Genomic DNA, 18208 nt, shown 5'->3' with positions numbered 1-18208 from the left:
ACGGCGTAGCCGTCCACCCTGCGCATTGCATGAATTACGCGAATGCGCGCCGGCGCACGCAGTCGATATAGGCCTCGGTATCCGGCGGCACGCCGTTTCGCTGCGAGGCCCAGATCATCTCGCCCAGGCATTCCATGATCTCGTGGTGGGCGTCGTGCGCGCCGCGCCGGGCCACCAGGGCGTCATGGGCGGCGCGGATGCCGCGCGGCTGGTCGATCGAGATCTGCTCGGCGATCGACAGGTGCATCGACAGGTGCAGGAAGGGATTCGCCTTGCCGCCCTCGACCGAATAGTCGGCCGCGATCGCCGCCTCGACGTCCTCGAACTGGCCGTGGTACTCGGGATGCTGGACGATCCAGTCGGCCGCGATCGCGTCCATCGGGGTCAGGATCTCGCCGTTGCGGTGCTTGCGGTAGGCTTCGCAGAAAAAGCGGCGCACGTCGTGCGAGGACGGAGTGAACATGGCGGAATGCGGCAGGAAGGGAAGGGAGCCGGCATTGTAGCGCGATGCCGGCCTGGCGTCACAGCGCCGTGTCCGTGCCTGCGTCCTGGTACCGCTCACGGATCGCCTTGCAATCCTTGGGCAGGGCGACGCTGGCCGGCTTGCCAAGTATTTCCGCGTGCAGCCTGGCCAGGTTGGCGGCGAAGCAGGCGCGTCCCGGGGTAACGGCCGCCGCCAGCAGCGCGTCGCCGTCGATCTTGTCCAGGAAATAATCGACCACCGGACGTGGCCAGTCGCTGCGCTCCCTGAATGGCGCTTCCAGTTCGGCGCGGGCCTGCGGGTCGCCGGCGCGCAGCCGGGCCAGGTAGAGCCAGAGGGCGCCATTGCGGCCGGTGTGCCCCTCTCCCAGGCTGGCCCGCAAGAACGTGGCCGCCTGCTCCGGCTTGCCCTGCACCAGCATCCGCACGCCCAGCGACAGGCTCGCCTCGCGCTGGCCCAGCGCTGCCGCCCGCTCCAGATAAGCGATCGCGGCCGCCGGATCCTTGCGCGTGCTGCGCTCCGAAGTCGCCATGCCCGCCATCGTGTACCAGGCGTCGGCATTGCCGGCTTCGGCCTCCTGGCGCATCCAGGGCCTGACCTCGCGCCGCGAGTCGAACGGCTGGCCGCCGAGGTACGATACGTACAGCTTGCCCTGGCTCATGGCGAACAGCACGCGGTGCGCGCGCAGGAAGTCGACGCCCAGCAGCACGTCGACGTTCAGCTGGCTGTCGATCACGTCGAACTCGGGATCGTGCACGGTGGCGTCGCCGATCCTGAAGGTGTCCGCCCTGGCGATCCAGGCGTCCACCGACTGCCTGCCGACGCCGTGGGCATTGGCCACGCGCTGCGCGCGCGGGCCATCGAGGTCGATGCCGGCGCGATGCGCCGCGCGCCTGGTGACGGTCGTGACCGATGCGCCGCTGTCGATCATGGCGGTCAGGCGCGTGCCGTTGATGTGGACGAAGAACTGCGGATTCGCCGTCAGTTCATCGTGCTGGCGGAACGGGATCACGCTCGCGTCTTTGTCCCAGTAGGCCAGCCAGGTGCTGCCGCAGCGTTGCGGGCGGAAAAAGCGCAGTTCCTTGGTGGCCAGCGAGAATTCGAGGTCGCTTTGCAGCAGGAAGGCGGCGCCGACGATGGCGTCGAACGGCGGCGTAAACGAGGTTTCGCCGACGACCGACAGGTACAGGTCGCGGGCGCGCACCGGCCCGATGACGAACTCCGTCACCTTGGCGTCGTACAGACGCGACTTGCCGGCGATGCCCTGGACGTAGCTGCCGGTGGGCCGCTGGGTCAGGCCATGGCGCTCGACCCCGGTGCGGGTCAGGTAAGTGATCCCGGATCCGGTATCGGGCAGCATGGTGGCGCGCTTGCCATTGATCTCGCCGGTCATCGTCAACCCCAGACCCGAGCCGGCATAGTGCAGCGGCACCTGCGCCACCTGCAGGAACTGGCACGCCGTTTGCGCCGCGGCATGCAGAGGCAGGAGAAAGAGGAGGGGAGCGAGAAACACGCTCAGCACTGGGGCAATGAAAGTCATGCCCCATTCTACTGGCTGGAGTTGCCTGCGAGGCAATGCTTTGCGCATGAAATGACGCGCGGGAGAAATCCGGCGGAAACGGGGGCGCAGGCCACCGTTTCCGTACAGACAAAATTACTTGTTTCGCGCCAACGCCAGCGATTCCGGCCCCGCCGGACCGGCGCCGCTTGCCGCAGCCACCATGTCCTGGGCCGGCTTGGCGCCTTGCGACCTGCCATGCGGCTGGCGCAGGTAGCGCGCGCTGTGGCGCCGCTCGCCTTGCTGGCCCCGGGCAGGCCAGGTGACGAAGCGCGACAGTTCCTGCAGGGCGCGCTGGTAGACGTCGCGCTTGAACTCGATCACGACGTCCAGCGGCACCCAGTAATCGTGCCAGCGCCAGGCATCGAATTCCGGGTGGTCGGTCAGGCGCAGGTTGACGTCGTTGTCGCGCGCAATCATGCGCAACAGGAACCAGATCTGCTTCTGGCCGCGGTAGTGGCCGCGGATCTCGCGCTTGATGAAGTGGTCGGGCACCTCGTAGCGCAGCCAGTCGCGGGTTCGCCCCATGATCTTGACGTGCTCCTGGCGCAGGCCGATTTCTTCCTCGAGCTCGCGGTACATTGCCTGTTCTGGCGTCTCCCCGTACTTGATACCCCCTTGCGGGAATTGCCATGAGTGCTCGCGCACCCGCTTGCCCCACCAGACCTCGTTGTTAGCGTTCAGCAGGATGATGCCGACGTTGGGCCGAAACCCTTCACGGTCGAGCATAAGTGCACCTCGATACTTTCTGCCGGCGGATCGTCCCTTGTGGGCACGTGTCCTTATGTTTTTACCTACAAATTCTGTACGCCCGCGGGGTGTCGGCGCCGTTTGTACGGCGCATGCTGCTGGTTCCGGACCCTGTTTGTAGAAAGATTGGACGCATCAGCCGGCTAATCCTTTAAAATTAGGTCGATTATAACCCTCTCTTTTTAAAAAGAATTCACTGATATGCGCGCCTCACGATTTTTTATTTCAACTCTTAAAGAAGCGCCTTCCGATGCCGAGATCGTCAGCCATAAGCTGATGATGCGCGCCGGAATGATCAAGCGCCTGGGTTCCGGCATCTATACCTATATGCCGGTCGGGTTGCGCGTCATCCGCAAGGTCGAGGCGATTGTCCGTGAAGAAATGAACCGCGCGGGCGCGATCGAACTCCTGATGCCGCTGGTGCAGCCGGCCGAGCTGTGGCAAGAGACGGGCCGCTGGGACAAGATGGGCGACGAGTTGATGCGCGTCAAGGATCGTCACGGCCGCGATTTCGCGATCCAGCCGACCTCCGAGGAAGTGGTCACCGACGTCGTGCGCAGTGAAATCAAATCGTACCGCCAGCTGCCGATCAACTTCTATCACATCCAGACCAAGTTCCGCGACGAGCGCCGTCCGCGCTTCGGCCTGATGCGCGGCCGCGAATTCACCATGAAGGACGCCTATTCGTTCGACCGCGACCTGGAAGGCATGCAGAAGTCCTACCAGACCATGTTCGACGCCTATACCCGGATCTTCAACCGCTTCGGCCTGAAGTTCCGTGCGGTGGCGGCCGACAACGGCGCCATCGGCGGCACCGGCTCGCATGAATTCCACGTCATCGCCAGCACCGGCGAAGACGCGCTGGTGTACTGCCCGACGTCGAGCTATGCCGCCAATATCGAAGCGGCCGAAGCGCTGGCCACCGGCGCCCGCGGCGCGGCGACCCAGGCGTTGACGAAGGTCCCGACCCCAGGCAAGACCAAGTGCGAGAGCGTGGCCGAGCTCCTGAAGCTGCCGCTGTCGCAGACCGTCAAGACCATCGCCCTGACCGTCGAGAACGAAGGCAAGAAGCAGTACTGGGTGCTGCTGCTGCGCGGCGACCACGAGCTCAACGAGATCAAGGTGTCGAAGGTCGCCGGCCTGAAGGACTTCCGCTTCTCGACGGAAGCCGAAATCCTCGAGGTGTTCGGCACCGTGCCGGGCTATCTGGGTCCAATCAATACCAGGCTGCCGGTCAACGTCGTTGCCGACCGCACCGTCGCCAACATGGCCGACTTCGTGTGCGGCGCCAACGAGGCGGACTTCCACTACATGGGCGCCAACTGGGGCCGGGATATGCCGGAACCATTGGTGGCCGACCTGCGCAACGTGGTCGAGGGCGACGCTTCGCCGGACGGCCAGGGCGTGCTGGCGATCGAGCGCGGCATCGAGGTGGGCCACGTGTTCCAGCTCGGCACCGCGTATTCGGAAGCGATGGGCGCGACCTTCCTGGACGAAGCCGGCAAGCCGGCGCCGCTGCAGATGGGCTGCTACGGCATCGGCGTGACCCGCATCCTGGGCGCGGCGATCGAGCAGAACTTCGACGACAAGGGCATCGTGTGGCCCGATTCGATCGCTCCGTTCGAGCTGGTGCTGTGCCCGATGGGCCTGGACCGCAGCGAGATGGTCAAAGCCGCCACCGAAACGCTGTACGACGAGCTGCTGGCGGCGGGTGTCGACGTGATCGTCGACGATCGCGGCCTGCGTCCGGGCGCGATGTTCGCCGACTGGGAACTGATCGGCGTGCCGCACCGCGTCGTGATCGGCGAGCGTGGCCTGAAGGAAGGCAACCTCGAATACCAGGGCCGTCGCGACGAAGCGGCGAGCAGCGTGCCGGTGGCCGACATGGTCGCCTTCATCAAAGGCAAGCTGGGCAAGTGATGCGGATGCGCCTCGCCCCCTGGCTGGGCGGCGCCGTGCTCGCGTGCGCCTTCGGCCTGGGTGGGGGCGAGGCGTTCGCCGGCAACCAGAAGGAAGAAGCGCTGTCGGATTCGGTGCGCCTGGCCCTGGCCAACGCCATCGCCGACGCGCGCCCGCCGCGGCCGACTTTCCGTACCGAGCAGGCGCGGGCGCGCTATCAAGGCTGGCTCGACGCCATGTCGGGCCGGCTCGCCAAGCGCATGCCCGACGTCCAGACCCGCACCGAGTTCCTCGAGACGGTGTGGTACGAATCGACCCGCGCCGGACTCGATCCGGCGCTGGTGCTGGGCCTGATCCAGGTCGAATCGGCCTATCGCAAGTACGCGATCTCGATCGCCGGCGCGCGCGGCTACATGCAGGTGATGCCATTCTGGACCAGGGTGATCGGCGACGGCGACCGCCGTCGCCTGTTCCACATGCAGACCAATCTGCGCTACGGCTGCGCGATCCTGCGCATGTATATCGACATGGAGCGCGGCGACCTGTACCTGGCGCTGGGCCGCTACAACGGCAGCCGGGGCAAGCCGAAGTATCCGAACGCGGTGCTGGCGGCGTGGAAGAAGTGGGAATTCACGCCGGCGACGAATGCGCGTGCGCAGGGTAGTCCTGCGTCGACGGAACGCGTCGGCAGCATAGCTGCCAACCCTGCGTAGGGTCGGCAGATTTCTGCCGACGCGTTCAACCTACGCCTGAAGACCCCGCTCCCGCTGTACAAAATCTCAACATATCAGTTCACCAACGCGTCACGTTAGCAGTGTAGACTTTCCGCTTTCCCAAGCAGAGGACTGCATGCGACCGACCACTCTTGCCTTCGCCGCGCTGCTGGCGGCACTCGCCGGCTGCGCGACGCCGCCGCCCGCGTCAAACCCATCCGCCGCCGTCGCGCCAGGCGCCGCCGCCGCCAATCCCATCGACCAGCGCGCGAAGAACGTCATCTTCTTCCTCGGCGACGGCCTGGGGATCAACACCCTGACCGCGGCGCGCATCTTCGCCGCCGGCGAAGACGGCGAGCTGGCGATCGACAAGCTGCCCGAGTCGGCCTTCGTGAAGACCTTCTCGAACGATGCCCAGGTCACCGACAGTGCCGCCGCGATGGCGGCCTACATGACCGGCGTGAAGCACAATAACGGCGTGGTCTCGATGTCCTTCGGCACCCGCTCGATCGCCCCTGGCAAGGACGCCAACGGCAACGCCCTGGTCAGCCGCTGCGAGGAAGGCCAGAGCGGCGCCGCCGCCGTCACCTTGCTCGAACTGGCCAAGCGCCGCGGCATGGCGGTCGGCGTGGTCACCAACACCAGCGTCACCGACGCCACTCCGGCCGCGACTTATGCCCACGCCTGCCACCGCAGGCTGGAAACCGATATCGCCGCCAGCCTGGTGCCGGGCGGCGCCGGCTACAACGCGGCGCTCGGCGCGCGCGGCCTGGACGTGCTGTTCGGCGGCGGCGCCCGGAATTTCACGCCGTTCGACCGCGGCGGCAAGCGCGCCGACAACCGCGACCTGCTGGCCGAGTTGCAGGCCAGGGGCTTTCGCGTGGTGAACGACACCGCGCAATTGAACGCCTTGACCCCGGGCCAGCCGGCGGTCGGCCTGTTCGCACCGAACCACATGGACTTCGACGCCGTGCGCGACGCCAGCCGCCAGCCGGCGCTGGCGGCGATGGCGAGCAAGGCGATCGAGCTCCTGGCGCCGAACCCGAACGGCTTCTTCCTGATGGTCGAGGGCGGCCTGATCGACCACGCCCTGCACGCGACGCTCGGCAAGCGCGCGCTGCAAGAAGCGGTGACCTACGACGCGGCGCTGCAGGCGGCGATCGAGCGCATGGAAGCGCTCGACCCGGGCTTGAAGCACACCCTGATCGTCGCCACCGCCGACCATGACCACACCCTGGTCCTGAACGGCTACGCGGCCCGCACCGGCAAGACCACGCCGTCCAACCCCGGCGTGATCGGCCTGGTGCGCACCGCCGACGGCAAGCCGACGCTGGACGGCAAGGGCCAGCCGTATACGATCATCGGCTTCGGCACCGGCGAGCAGCGCCACGCGGGCAATCGCAGTGCGCCCTTGACCGACGAGATCGTGACGCGCGACGACTACCACCAGGAAGCCGTGGTGCGCACCCGCGCGGGCGCCGAGACCCATGGCGGCAGCGACGTCTACCTGGGCGCGACCGGCGCCAACGCCGAACTGTTCCGCGGAACCATCGACAACACCCGCGTGTTCAATCTGATCAAGACCGCCGCCGGCCTGTAAGCCGCGACCAGGAGCCACCATGACTTTCCCCCGTTTTACTCCACTGCTGCTGGCCGCCGCATGTATTCCAGCCCTTGCCGCTGCTTTCGCCACGCCTGCCATTGCCCAGCAAAAGGCGAAGAACATCCTCTTCTTCCTGGGCGACGGCATGGGCCCGTCCGTCATCACCGCAGCCCGCATTCACCGCGGCGGCGAGGACAGCCTGCTGCACTTCGAGCGCCTGATGGAGCGCACCGCGCGCATCAAGACCTATTCGCTCGACTACCAGACCACCGACAGCGCGCCGTCGATGGGCGCCTACATGACCGGCCTGAAGTTGAACAACGACGTCATCTCGCATGCCGGCGCGCGACCGATCGAGCCGGGCAAGGACGGCGTCGACCGCTGCGGCCAGGACAACGGCACGCCGGCGGTGACGATCCTGGAACTGGCCAAGGCCCAGGGCAAGGCGACCGGCGCCGTCACCACCACCGAACTGACCCACGCCACGCCGGCATCGACCTTCGCGCACAGCTGCAGCCGCGACGCGGTGTATGCGATCGCGCAGCAGATCGTGCCCGGCGGCGCCGGCTACAACAAGGCGCTGGGCGACGGCGTGGACGTGCTGATGGGAGGAGGGCGCAACCATTTCACCCCGCGCGACCCCGCCACCAATCCAAGGGGCCGCCCCGACGGGCGCGACCTGCTGGCCGAATTCGCCGGCGCCGGCTACTACGTGGCCGGCACCCGCGCCGGCATGATGTCCGCCAGGGAAGGCCGCAAGTTCGTGGGCATTTTCAGTGCCACGAGCCACCTCGACTACGCCTACCAGCGCCGTCCCGAGCAGCCGACCCTGGCCGAGATGACCGGCAAGGCGATCGACCTGCTGTCGAAGAATCCGAATGGTTTCTTTTTGATGGTCGAAGGCGGCAAGATCGACCACGCCCTGCACGACACCCGCGCCAAGCATGCGCTGGAAGAGACGGTGGCCTTCGACGACGCCCTGCAGCTGGCGATCGAGCGCATGCGCGCCATCGATCCGGGCCTGCAGAACACGCTGATCGTGCTGACCGCCGACCATGACCACACGATGCAGATCAACGGTTACCCGAAGCGCGGCAATCCGATCACCGACATCGTGCGCGACTATGCGTCGGGCGAGCCGAAGAAGGATGCGGACGGCAAGACCTTCACGACCCTGGTGTTCGGCAACGGTCCGAACCGCCCGGACGTGCGCGCCGACGTCGACAGCGTGGTGGCGCAAGGCGACGATTATCATCAAGAAACCGGCGTGCACAAGTCGTCGGAAACCCATGGCGGCGGCGACGTGAAACTGTATGCGACCGGGGCCGGATCGGCGTCTTTCAAGGGTACGATCGAGAATACCCAGGTGTTTCATCTGATGAAAGCGGCAGCGGGCTTGTAATGGATCCGGATCGGCGCGCCGCGCCGATCCCGGCATTCATTAACCACTTGCCACTAGTATTTACAGCTAAATAACAAAAGCCCCGGTTTTGAAACCGGGGCTTTTGTTTAAGCTGAAGCTTTTAAAATAAAGCTTGGCTTATTTCAGGTGATCCGAAATGAGCTTGGTCATTTCGAACATCGAGACTTGTGCCTTGCCGCCGAAAACTGCTTTCAGCTTGTCGTCGGCATTGATCATGCGGCGATTTGCTGCGTCTTGCAGGTCTTTCGACTTGATGTATTCCCAGACCTTCTTGGTCACCTCGGTGCGCGGCAGCGGCTTGTCGCCGACGACGGCAGCCAGCGTGGCGGACGGGGTCATTGCTTTCATGAAAGCAGCATTCGGCTTGCGCGCGGCTGCCGGCTTATCGGCCGATTTCGCTGCTGGAGCTGCCTTTTTTGCTGCCGGCTTGGCCGCTGCAGCAGGCTTGGCAGCGGCTTTTTTTGCTGGCGCTGCGGTGGTTTTTTTGGCTGTTGCCATCTTCGAGCCTCCTAAAACGAACACGTGGAAAAGTGCGTAATTTATCGCACGCCTATATTGGTAGCGTTTTACGGAACGTGCAAGTCTTTTTCAGAACTTTTTCACTCGTAAAACTCGCCAAATGGGCGTTATCGCACACAACAACGCATGAGAACGAAAAAACGCTGACAAGCGGCGAAAAAAAACCGCGCAAAGCGATACTTTGCGCGGTGCTCGCCGATTGGGATGCGGATTAGCGCATGCCGGGCATCATTCCCTTCATCCCGCGCATCATCTTCATCAGGCCGCCGCCCTTGAGCTTTTTCATCATGGTCTGCATCTGGTCGTACTGGTTCAGCATGCGGTTTACTTCCTGCACCTGCACGCCGGCGCCGGTTGCGATGCGGCGCTTGCGGTTGGCCTTGATCAGCTCGGGCTTGGCGCGCTCCGCCGGGGTCATCGAATCGATGATGCCGACCATGCGGCGCACCGATTTCTCGGCCTGGTCCATATTGGCGCCGCTCGCGGCCTGCTGGAACTGGGCCGGGAGTTTATCCATCAGGCCGGCCATGCCGCCCATTTTCTTCATTTGCGTCAGCTGCGCCTTGAAGTCGTTCATGTCGAAGCGGCCGCCGACCTTGATCTTGTTGGCCAGTTCGGCCGCCGCCTCGGCGTCGACGCCCTTGCGCGCTTCTTCGACCAGCGCCAGGATGTCGCCCATGCCCAGCACGCGGTTGGCCATGCGGGTGGGGTCGAACGCTTCGAGGCCATCGAGTTTTTCGGACACGCCGGCGAACTTGATTGGTTTACCGGTCACGTGACGCACCGACAGCGCCGCGCCGCCGCGCGAATCGCCATCGAGCTTGGTCAGCACGATGCCGGTCAGGGGCAGGGCGTCGTTGAAGGCCTTGGCGGTGTTGATCGCATCCTGGCCCAGCATGGCGTCGACCACGAACAGGGTCTCGACCGGATTGACGGCGCTGTGCACGGCGGCGATCTCTTGCATCATCGCTTCGTCGATGCCCAGGCGGCCGGCGGTGTCGATGATCAGGACGTCGTGGTAATGCTTTTTGGCCCAGTCCAGCGCGTTGCGGGCAATGTCGACCGGCTTGTCGGTGGCGCTGGATGGGAAGAAGTCGGCGCCCACCTGCCTGGTCACCGATTCGAGCTGGGCGATCGCGGCGGGACGATAGACGTCGGCCGAGACGGTCAGGACTTTTTTCTTCTTTTGTTCCTTGAGGTACTTGGCCAGTTTGCCGGTGGTGGTGGTCTTGCCGACACCCTGCAAGCCGGCCATCAGGATGATCGCGGGCGGCTGCTGGGCGAACGAGAGCTGGGTCGCCTCGGGGCCGAGGTCGGCGCCCATCAGGGCGGCCAGCTCTTTCTGCACCACGCCGACCAGGGCCTGGCCCGGCGACAGCGAGCCCACGACTTCTTCGCCCAGGGCTTTTTCCTTGACCTTGGCGATGAATTCGCGCACCGCCGGCAGCGCCACGTCCGCCTCGAGCAGGGCCATGCGCACTTCGCGCAGCATTTCCGCGGTGTTCGCCTCGGTCAGGCGGGCCTCGCCGCGCATGGTCTTGACGACCTTGGCAAGGCGTTGGGTGAGGTTATCTAGCATGTCGACCTAATAGAAAGAAGCAGAAAGAAGCGCAATTCGCGTTGGCGCAGGTTCGCCAACGCGCCATTTTACCTCGCAGCGCCGCCTCCCGGCACAGCACATCGCGCCGAACCAGGCCTGTCCCGACCAATTTTCGCCAACGGCGTCGCCTTTTGGCATAGCGCAAACATGACGCGCGGCCCGCATGGTGTATTGCCTACTCGCCTTTCCGGCAAGCATTAATCTTAGAAATCGAGCCAAGGAGAAAACGCATGAGGAAGATGTTCGGCAAGACATTGATCGCTTTGCTGCTCGTGGGCGCGGGTGGCACGACCGCGGCCCAGGACGTCGTGCGGCTGGGGAACCTGAAGCTGGCGCACTTCGGCGCGGTGTCCTATATCAAGGAAATCGCCCCGAGCTGCGGCATCCGGGTCGAGGAAAAAATGTTCGCCAAGGGGCTGGACATCATGCAGGCCATCATCGCCGGCGAGCTGGACGTGGGGGCCACCGCGTCCGAGGCCGCGATCCAGGGCCGCGCCGGCGGCGCCCCGGTGGTGGTGGTGGCCGGCTTCGCGCGCGGCGGGGCGCGGCTGGTGGCGCGGCCCGAACAGAAGATCTCGTCCGTCCTCCAGCTCAAGGGCAAACGCGTGGGCGTCACCCGCGGCGGCATCCAGGAAGTGCTCCTGATGGCCGAGCTGGCGCGCAACAAGCTGAGCGCCGACACCAGCGGCCGCAAGGACGTGCAGCTGGTGTACCTGTCCTATCCGGAGCTGAACCAGGCGCTGCTGGGCCGGCACATCGACGCGATGATGCAATCCGAGCCGCAATCGTCGCAGGCGATCAACATGGGCTTCGGGGTGGAGGTCATGAAGCCCTACGGGACGCCGATCGGCGAGCCGGTGCGCACCATGGTCATGACCGAGAAGTTCTACCGCGAGCGCCGGCCGCTGGCCGAGAAGTTCATGCGCTGCTTCGTCCAGGCCACGCGCACCTTCATCGACCGGCCCGACATCGCCGAACACTACGTGCGCCAGTCGATGTTCAAGGGCCAGATCACGGTGGCCGACTTCCGCGCGGCGATGGCCAATTCGCCGTACTCCTACGACATCACGCCGCAGCACATTCAGGTCACGACCGACGTCATGGCGCAGACCGGGGTGGGGCGCATGGCGCGTCCGCCGCTGGCCAGCGACTGGGTCCGCACCGACCTGCTGGCCTCGGCCAAGAAAAGCCTGAACATCAAGTAGGGGAGCATTGATCATGGAACGCATTGAACGACGCAAGGGGCCGCGCACGTCGCGCCAGGGAGCGCGCAATCAGCGACTGCGATGGAACGACGCGGCCACCGGCCTGGTGGTGCCGGTGCTGGCGATCGCCCTCTGGCAATGGGTGGCGGCCAGCGGCCTGGTCGACCGCCAGGTGCTGCCGGAGCCGCTGGACGTGTGGCGCAAGTGGGTCGACTACCTGCTGCCACTGGAGCCGTTCGCGCAGTACACCGACGGCGGCTGGCTCGCATGGGCGCTGTCCGGCGAATTGCCGCTCGACGTCGTCGCCAGCCTGTACCGGGTGGTGGTGGGCTTCGCCATCGGCGCCGGGCTGGCGCTGCCGCTCGGGCTGGCGATGGGGGCCAGCCAGCGCGTGCACGCCTGGATGAACCCCCTGGTGCAGGTGCTGCGGCCGATTCCGCCGATCGCCTACATCCCGCTGGCGATGCTGTGGTTCGGGCTCGGCGATCCGCCGGCGGTGTTCCTGATCGCGATCGGCGCTTTCTTTCCGGTCCTGATGAACACGGTCGCCGGCGTGCGCCAGGTCGACGGCATCTATTTGCGCGCGGCGCGCAACCTCGGCGCCGGCAAGCTGACGATGTTCCTGCGCGTGATCCTGCCGGCGGCGGTGCCCTACATCCTGTCCGGCGTGCGGATCGGGATCGGCACCGCCTTCATCGTCGTGATCGTGGCCGAGATGATCGCCGTAAACAGCGGCCTGGGTTTCCGCATCTCGGAGGCGCGCGAGTATTTCTGGTCCGACAAGGTCATCGCCGGGATGATCAGCATCGGCGTGCTGGGCCTCCTGATCGACATCGGCGTCAACCGCCTGAACAACCATCTGCTGCGCTGGCACCGCGGCCTGGAGCATTGACATGGACGATATCCACATCCGCATCGAAGGCGTCAACAAGGTGTTCGGCGCCGAAGACCATGAGGTGGTGGCCTTGCAGGACATCGACCTGGACATCCCGCGCGGGCAGTTCACCTGCCTGCTCGGCCCGTCGGGCTGCGGCAAGTCGACCCTGCTGGGCGCGGTGGCCGGCTTCGCGCCGCCGTCTTCCGGGTCGATCCTGGTCGACGGCCGCCCGGTCACCGGACCGGGGCCGCAGCGCGGCATGGTCTTCCAGGAGTATGCGCTGTTTCCCTGGATGACGGTCGAGCAGAACATCCGCTTCGGCCTCGAGATCAAGCGCATGCGCGCTCCGGAGATCGCGCGCCGGGTGGACGACCTGCTCGGGCTGCTGTCGCTGGCCGACTTTCGCGCCCGCTACCCGAAGGACCTGTCCGGCGGCATGCGCCAGCGGGTGGCGATCGCGCGCGTGCTGGCGCTCGATTCGCCGATCCTGCTGATGGACGAGCCGTTCGGCGCGCTCGACGCGCTGACCCGGCGCAACCTGCAGGACGAGCTGCTGCGGCTGTGGGCCGAGCTCAAAAAGACGATCCTGTTCGTCACCCACAGCATCGAGGAAGCGATCTACCTGGCCGACCGCATCGTCGTGATGACGTACCGGCCGGGCACGATCAAGCGCGATCTGCTGGTCGAGATCGCGCGCCCGCGCGACCCGGCGGCGCCGGAATTCAACCTGCTCAAGCGCGAGCTGGGGCTGATGGTGATGGAAGAGCAGGAGCGGCATCACAACGACGAGTTGCGGATGGCGGCAGTGGATTGATCTATATATGTAGGGTTGGCGGCTCTGCCGCCGACGCGTCGATCGGTAACCGTCTGCACCATCGTGCCGGATGATCTCGCCGCCAACCATCACCACCGGGCGGCAGAGCCGGCTGCGCGCCCCGGCCCAGCCTACGTCTACACCATTGGCCGCGGCCAATGGTGTAGACTCTTATTATGCAGAATTCCCTCTTCCTTGCCGCTGCCTTCCTGTACGCGGTATGCGCCCTGCTGCCGTCGCGGCTGGGCGCCGTCATCTCGGGCGTGACCGCCGCGGCCTGGATCCTGCATGGCGTCGCGCTCGGCATGGACGTGATGGTGCCGGGACGGCTGCGGGTCGGCTTCGCCATCATGATTTCCAGCGCCCTGTGGGTGTCGGTGGCCGCCTACTGGGTCGAGAACCGCAATTTCGCCCTCGACAGCCTGCGCCGCCTGGTGATGCCGTTCGCGGCGGCGGCCACCCTGTTGCCGCTGCTGTTCCCGGGCACCCTGACGCCGCTGGCCGGCAAGACCGCCGCCTTCGGCTGGCATATCGCGGTCGCGGTGCTGGCCTACAGCACCCTGACCATCGCCGCTTTCCACGCCGTGCTGATGGCGCTGCAGGAAACGCGGCTGCATACCCGCAACGCCGGCGGCGGCTGGTTTGGCTCCGCGCTCGACCAGCTCCCGGCGTTGCTCACCATGGAAAAACTGTTGTTCCGTGTGATCTGGATCGGCTTCGTCTTGCTCAGCCTGACGGTATTGTCGGGCTTCGTGTTCTCCGAACAGGTGTTCGGCCGGCCGCTGCTGCTCGACCACAAGAGCGTGTTCGCGCTGCTCTCGTGGGCGCTGTTCGCGGCGCTGCTGGCCGGGCGCAAGTGGCAGGGCTGGCGCGGCAAGACCGCGCTGCGCTTCACGCTGGCAGGCTTCGCCACCCTGGCGCTGGCCTACGTCGGTAGTCGCTTCGTGCTCGAGGTCGTCCTGCACCGGGGAGTCTACTGATGCGTATCTTGTTCTGGATTGCCCTCATCGTCCTCATCGTTTTCGCCGTGCGCAGCAAGCTGCGCGCGCTGGCAAAACGCCATGGGGTTCCGCCCGATATGGGGCGCGGCCCGGCCGCGCCGACCGGCCAGATCGAGGCCATGGCCCAGTGCGCCCATTGCGGCGTATATTTCCCGGCGTCCGAATCGGTGCACGCCGACGGCCAGGACTACTGCTCGCCAGGCCACGTGCGCCTGCCGCCCAAGTAGTTGAAGTCCGCGCCCGGCAGGCTGTCGGCGGGAGCGCGCGTGACCCTGTGGCGTTCGCTCCAGACCTTCACCGTCACCCGCATCGTCATTGCGCTGGTGCTGCTGCTGTACCTGGGCGTCGACCTGGAAAGCGGACAGCTGCGCCCGGACCCGGTCAACACCGAAACCTGCGTCGTCTATGTGCTGGCGGCGGCGCTGTTCGCGCTGGCGGCGCGCTGGCAGCAACGCTTCCTGATCCAGCTCGGGCTGCAGATCGCGGTCGATCTGCTGGTGATTTCGCTGCTTTACCTGGCCGCCGGCGGCATGCGCAGCGGCCTGGGCATCCTGTATCTGTTCCCGCTGGCCGGCGCCGCGATCCTGGCGCCGCTGTTGCTGGCGCTGTTCGCGGCGGCGGTCGCGACGCTGTTCCTGCTCGGGCTGAACGTCTGGCAGCTGGTGGTCGAGGGGCGCAACCCGCCCCTGATGCAGGCCGGCCTGTTCGGCGCCGCCTTCTTCGCCGGCGTGCTGATGGTCAACCGCCTGGCGGCGCGCCTGCTCAAGCAAGAAGAACTGGCGGCCCAGCGCGGCGCCGACCTGCGCATCCAGCAGGCGATCAACGAGATCGTGATCGCCGACGTCGGCGACGGCATCCTGGTGGTGGGGGCGGACGGCGCCGTGTTCACCGGCAACCCGGCGGCGCGGCGCATGCTGGGCCTGGCCGACACCTCGGCGTTTTCGCTGCGCGCGGCGCCCGCCTTCGATCCGGTGGCGCTCGCCTTCGATGCCTGGCTGGCCGTGCCCGGCAACGACAAGGCCTTCGTCACCCTGAAACCTTATCGCGAAGGCAACGGCGCCGGCGACGTGCGCGGCCGGCGCGACCAGCCGGTGCACCTCAAGCTGCGCTTTGCGCGCGTGGCCGACGGAGGGGACGCGGCCGGGCGCAGCGTGATCTTCATGCAGGACGTGAGCGCCATCGAAAACCAGGCGCAGCAACTCAAGCTGGCCTCGATGGGCCGCCTGACCGCCAGCATCGCGCACGAGGTGCGTAACCCGCTGTCGGCGATCGGCCACGCCACCGAGCTGCTGGCCGAAGACCTGCACGGGCCGGCCGAGGTGCGCCTGCTGAAGATCGTGCGCGACAACGTGACGCGCGTGAACCGCATGGTGGAAGACATCCTGCAGCTGTCGCGCAAGGCCCAGCCGAACGGCGAACCGGTGGCGCTCGGCCCTTTCCTGGACGAGCTGAAGGCCGAATTCTGCGAAATGCACGGCCTGGCCGGTGATATAGTCTATATAGGCGATCCGGGCGGCAGCGCGGTGCGCTTCGATCCGCTGCACCTGCACGAGGTCTTGCTCAACCTGCTGAACAACGCGGTGCGCTACGCCAGCCGCCGGCCGGCCAGCATCCGCATCTTCCCGGCGCGCGATGCCGCCGGTCGGCGCGAGCTGCACGTGCAGGACGACGGCCCCGGCATCACGACCGAAGTGCGCGACCACCTGTTCGAGCCCTTCTATACTACGTCGAGCAAGGGGACCGGCCTGGGGCTCTACCTGGCGCGCGAACTGTGCCTGAACAACGATGCGAAACTCGATTATGAATACCGGTTCGACCCATCCGCGCTGGGGCCGCGCAAGGCCAGCGGCCGCTTTGTCATCACCTTCGCGCTCGAGTAGGCCATGAGCGCGCCCCGCATCCTGGTGCTCGACGACGAAGCCGACCTGCGCGAGCTGCTCGAGATCACCCTGCTCAAGATGGGCCTGGACGTCGACAGCGCCGCGACCCTGCGCCAGGCGCGCAGCCTGTTCGAGGCGCACGACTACGCGCTGGTGCTGACCGATATGCGCCTGCCGGACGGCCTGGGGCTGGAACTGGTGCGCGAGATCGCCGCCTCGGGCAAGGGTACCCCGGTCGCCGTGATCACCGCCTACGGCAGCGCCGAGAATGCGGTGGTGGCGCTCAAGGCCGGCGCGTTCGATTACATCGCCAAGCCGGTGGCGCTCGACGCGCTGCGCGTGATGGTGCGCTCGGCCCTGAAACTGTCGGAAGGGGGCGCGGCGGCGGCCGACGGTGGAGCGATCGCGTCACGCATGATCGGTCACTCGCCGGCGATGCAGTCGCTGCGCTCGCAGATCGCGCGCCTGGCGCGCTCGATGGCGCCGATCTCGATCACCGGCGAATCCGGCAGCGGCAAGGAGCTGGCGGCGCGCGAGATCCACGCCCAGAGTTCGCGCGCCTCGAAACCGTTCGTGGCGGTGAACTGCGGCGCGATCCCCGAAACCCTGATGGAAGCCGAGTTCTTCGGCTACCGCAAGGGCGCCTTCACCGGCGCGGCCGAGGAGCGCGACGGCTTCTTCCAGGCCGCCGACGGCGGCACCCTGATGCTGGACGAGGTGGCGGACTTGCCGCTGGCGATGCAGGTCAAGCTGCTGCGCGCGATCCAGGAACGGCGCGTGCGCAAGATCGGCGCGACGGGCGAGGAAGCGGTCGACGTGCGCATCATCAGCGCCACCCACCAGGACCTGGCGCGCTGCGTCGAGACCGGCAAGTTCAGGCAAGACCTGTTCTACCGCCTGAACGTGATCGAGCTGGCGCTGCCGCCGCTGCGCGAGCGGCTGGACGACCTGGCCCTGCTGGCCGACGGCATCCTGCAGCGGCTGGCCGGGCCGGGACAGGCGTCGCTGGGACCGGGCGTGCTGGAAGCCTTGAAGGCGTATTCCTTCCCCGGCAACGTGCGCGAGCTGGAGAACGTGCTGGAGCGGGCGCTGGCATTCGCCAACGATGGCGCGATCCAGGTCGGGGACTTGTCGCTCAAGGCGGCGCGGCCGGTGGAGGCAGGGCAGGGCGGGGCGGTCGCGCCGGCTGCTGCGCCGGCGCCGGCGCCGACGGCGGCGCCCCCTGCCGCTGCTCCGGCGCCGCCGCCCGCACCCGCACCGGTGGCGGCCCCGGTCGCGCTCGGGCCGGCCGAGCTGCCGGGCAACCTGCCCGAATATCTCGCACAGGTCGAACGCGACATCATCGGGCGCGCGCTGCAGCAGACCCAGTTCAACCGCACCCAGGCGGCGAGCCTGCTGGGGATCAGCGTGCGCCAGCTGCGTTATCAAATGCAGAAACTGGACATCAGCGCCCCGGACGACTGAGGCATTCGTCCTGCAGCGTCGATCATCCGATTATGTTACTTTGCGGTAATTATTTTGGTGCATAATGCGCTGTGGCGGAGCATGCGCGCCGCGTGGTGATTCCGCGCGCAAGGCGCCTGTTTAGTGCAGATTTTCCTGATGTTAGTGCTTGCTCACCGTGTGCTCCCCTTCTGTTGTACGACGCTGAAATGTCAAGGCTGCACGCGCCAAAAAACAAAAAAAATGACCATTTATTAGCTTGCCTCGATCGCAAGCGAGGTACTACAATTAGTCTCATATCAAAGCTTGGCACTAGATGTAGTGGTAGCAGACCGAACGGCACCAGCATATTGGCCTGCAGTGAGTTGTCAGCATGTTGTCCACAAGTTGCCCACAAATTGCTCACACATTTGTTCAGCGACTTGTCTATTAGGTACTTTCT

General features: G+C 66.1%; 16 protein-coding genes. 11 read left to right on the top strand and 5 right to left on the bottom strand.

All coding sequences use genetic code 11. The features are described 5' to 3' along the window. Positions 1-34: 34 nt before the first annotated feature. The 3 genes from ABIB38_RS09465 to ABIB38_RS09455 all read right to left on the bottom strand — a co-directional run bounded on the left by ABIB38_RS09465 (position 35) and on the right by ABIB38_RS09455 (position 2768). Entirely contained in the window at positions 35-463 is a 429-nt protein-coding gene (locus ABIB38_RS09465; RefSeq protein WP_429203506.1) for a DUF1841 family protein, read from the bottom strand. 58 nt (positions 464-521) lie between these two features. Further along, positions 522-2021, bottom strand: coding sequence for an aspartyl protease family protein (locus ABIB38_RS09460; RefSeq protein WP_429203505.1), 1500 nt, complete (start codon positions 2019-2021; stop codon positions 522-524). A 114-nt stretch (positions 2022-2135) separates the two neighbouring features. Further along, positions 2136-2768 (bottom strand): RNA pyrophosphohydrolase, encoded by a 633-nt coding sequence (locus ABIB38_RS09455; protein ID WP_429203504.1) that lies wholly within the window; start codon positions 2766-2768, stop codon positions 2136-2138. Positions 2769-2990: 222 nt separating this feature from the next. Here ABIB38_RS09455 and ABIB38_RS09450 point away from each other — a divergent pair, with 222 nt between their 5' ends. The 4 genes from ABIB38_RS09450 (at position 2991) to ABIB38_RS09435 (ending at position 8406) form a co-directional block, all read left to right on the top strand. After that, positions 2991-4709 carry a proline--tRNA ligase gene (locus tag ABIB38_RS09450; protein WP_429203503.1) on the top strand — a complete coding sequence of 573 codons (1719 nt, stop codon included), beginning with the start codon at positions 2991-2993 and terminating at the stop codon, positions 4707-4709. 5 nt (positions 4710-4714) lie between these two features. Next, positions 4715-5401, top strand: coding sequence for a lytic transglycosylase domain-containing protein (locus tag ABIB38_RS09445; RefSeq protein ID WP_429203502.1), 687 nt, complete (start codon positions 4715-4717; stop codon positions 5399-5401). Between the two features lie 136 nt (positions 5402-5537). Next, entirely contained in the window at positions 5538-7001 is a 1464-nt protein-coding gene (locus ABIB38_RS09440; RefSeq protein WP_429203501.1) for an alkaline phosphatase, read from the top strand. A gap of 19 nt (positions 7002-7020) precedes the next feature. Then, complete coding sequence (locus ABIB38_RS09435) at positions 7021-8406, top strand: alkaline phosphatase (RefSeq protein WP_429203500.1); 1386 nt, start codon at positions 7021-7023, stop codon at positions 8404-8406. 138 nt (positions 8407-8544) lie between these two features. On the opposite strand, the gene ABIB38_RS09430 is transcribed toward ABIB38_RS09435, so the two are convergent. Together ABIB38_RS09430 and ffh are read right to left on the bottom strand one after the other, a co-directional pair. Next, positions 8545-8925, bottom strand: coding sequence for an SWIB/MDM2 domain-containing protein (locus ABIB38_RS09430; protein WP_429203499.1), 381 nt, complete (start codon positions 8923-8925; stop codon positions 8545-8547). Between the two features lie 232 nt (positions 8926-9157). Then, the gene (gene ffh, locus ABIB38_RS09425; protein ID WP_429203498.1) at positions 9158-10525 is read right to left on the bottom strand and encodes a signal recognition particle protein; all 1368 of its coding nucleotides are present in this window, start codon (positions 10523-10525) and stop codon (positions 9158-9160) included. A 251-nt stretch (positions 10526-10776) separates the two neighbouring features. On the opposite strand from ffh, the gene ABIB38_RS09420 reads away from it, so the two are divergent. The 7 genes from ABIB38_RS09420 (at position 10777) to ABIB38_RS09390 (ending at position 17787) form a co-directional block, all read left to right on the top strand. Then, positions 10777-11751, top strand: a complete 975-nt coding sequence (locus ABIB38_RS09420; RefSeq protein WP_429203497.1) for an ABC transporter substrate-binding protein — start codon at positions 10777-10779, stop codon at positions 11749-11751. A gap of 13 nt (positions 11752-11764) precedes the next feature. Then, complete coding sequence (locus ABIB38_RS09415) at positions 11765-12643, top strand: ABC transporter permease (protein ID WP_429203496.1); 879 nt, start codon at positions 11765-11767, stop codon at positions 12641-12643. 1 nt (position 12644) lies between these two features. Next, the gene (locus ABIB38_RS09410; RefSeq protein ID WP_429203495.1) at positions 12645-13442 is read left to right on the top strand and encodes an ABC transporter ATP-binding protein; all 798 of its coding nucleotides are present in this window, start codon (positions 12645-12647) and stop codon (positions 13440-13442) included. Positions 13443-13618: 176 nt separating this feature from the next. After that, positions 13619-14422 (top strand): cytochrome C assembly family protein, encoded by an 804-nt coding sequence (locus ABIB38_RS09405; RefSeq protein WP_429203494.1) that lies wholly within the window; start codon positions 13619-13621, stop codon positions 14420-14422. Further along, positions 14422-14670: a PP0621 family protein gene (locus tag ABIB38_RS09400; protein WP_429203493.1), complete on the top strand. Its 249-nt coding sequence runs from the start codon at positions 14422-14424 to the stop codon at positions 14668-14670. Before ABIB38_RS09405 ends, ABIB38_RS09400 begins: the two co-directional genes overlap by 1 nt. Before the next feature lie 39 nt (positions 14671-14709). Next, positions 14710-16323, top strand: coding sequence for a sensor histidine kinase (locus tag ABIB38_RS09395; protein ID WP_429203492.1), 1614 nt, complete (start codon positions 14710-14712; stop codon positions 16321-16323). A 3-nt stretch (positions 16324-16326) separates the two neighbouring features. After that, the gene (locus tag ABIB38_RS09390; RefSeq protein ID WP_429203491.1) at positions 16327-17787 is read left to right on the top strand and encodes a sigma-54-dependent transcriptional regulator; all 1461 of its coding nucleotides are present in this window, start codon (positions 16327-16329) and stop codon (positions 17785-17787) included. Positions 17788-18208 lie beyond the last annotated feature (421 nt).

The sequence above is a fragment of the Massilia sp. UYP11 genome (genome assembly GCF_050434805.1).
In the GTDB taxonomy this organism is placed as follows: domain Bacteria; phylum Pseudomonadota; class Gammaproteobacteria; order Burkholderiales; family Burkholderiaceae_D; genus Telluria.
The sequence above is the reverse complement of the archived record's forward strand: the minus strand, read 5'-3'. Positions and strand labels throughout refer to the sequence as shown.

Excerpts from the sequence above, each read along its gene's own strand:
- ABIB38_RS09465 (WP_429203506.1), bottom strand. The coding sequence starts at position 463 with ATGTTCACTCCGTCCTCGCACGACGTGCGCCGCTTTTTCTGCGAAGCC.
- ABIB38_RS09455 (WP_429203504.1), bottom strand. The coding sequence starts at position 2,768 with ATGCTCGACCGTGAAGGGTTTCGGCCCAACGTCGGCATCATCCTGCTG.
- ABIB38_RS09445 (WP_429203502.1), top strand. The coding sequence starts at position 4,715 with ATGCGCCTCGCCCCCTGGCTGGGCGGCGCCGTGCTCGCGTGCGCCTTC.
- ABIB38_RS09435 (WP_429203500.1), top strand. The coding sequence starts at position 7,021 with ATGACTTTCCCCCGTTTTACTCCACTGCTGCTGGCCGCCGCATGTATT.
- ABIB38_RS09440 (WP_429203501.1), top strand. The coding sequence starts at position 5,538 with ATGCGACCGACCACTCTTGCCTTCGCCGCGCTGCTGGCGGCACTCGCC.
- ABIB38_RS09415 (WP_429203496.1), top strand. The coding sequence starts at position 11,765 with ATGGAACGCATTGAACGACGCAAGGGGCCGCGCACGTCGCGCCAGGGA.
- ABIB38_RS09420 (WP_429203497.1), top strand. The coding sequence starts at position 10,777 with ATGAGGAAGATGTTCGGCAAGACATTGATCGCTTTGCTGCTCGTGGGC.
- ABIB38_RS09450 (WP_429203503.1), top strand. The coding sequence starts at position 2,991 with ATGCGCGCCTCACGATTTTTTATTTCAACTCTTAAAGAAGCGCCTTCC.
- ABIB38_RS09390 (WP_429203491.1), top strand. The coding sequence starts at position 16,327 with ATGAGCGCGCCCCGCATCCTGGTGCTCGACGACGAAGCCGACCTGCGC.
- ABIB38_RS09430 (WP_429203499.1), bottom strand. The coding sequence starts at position 8,925 with ATGGCAACAGCCAAAAAAACCACCGCAGCGCCAGCAAAAAAAGCCGCT.
- ABIB38_RS09410 (WP_429203495.1), top strand. The coding sequence starts at position 12,645 with ATGGACGATATCCACATCCGCATCGAAGGCGTCAACAAGGTGTTCGGC.
- ffh (WP_429203498.1), bottom strand. The coding sequence starts at position 10,525 with ATGCTAGATAACCTCACCCAACGCCTTGCCAAGGTCGTCAAGACCATG.
- ABIB38_RS09460 (WP_429203505.1), bottom strand. The coding sequence starts at position 2,021 with ATGACTTTCATTGCCCCAGTGCTGAGCGTGTTTCTCGCTCCCCTCCTC.
- ABIB38_RS09400 (WP_429203493.1), top strand. The coding sequence starts at position 14,422 with ATGCGTATCTTGTTCTGGATTGCCCTCATCGTCCTCATCGTTTTCGCC.
- ABIB38_RS09405 (WP_429203494.1), top strand. The coding sequence starts at position 13,619 with ATGCAGAATTCCCTCTTCCTTGCCGCTGCCTTCCTGTACGCGGTATGC.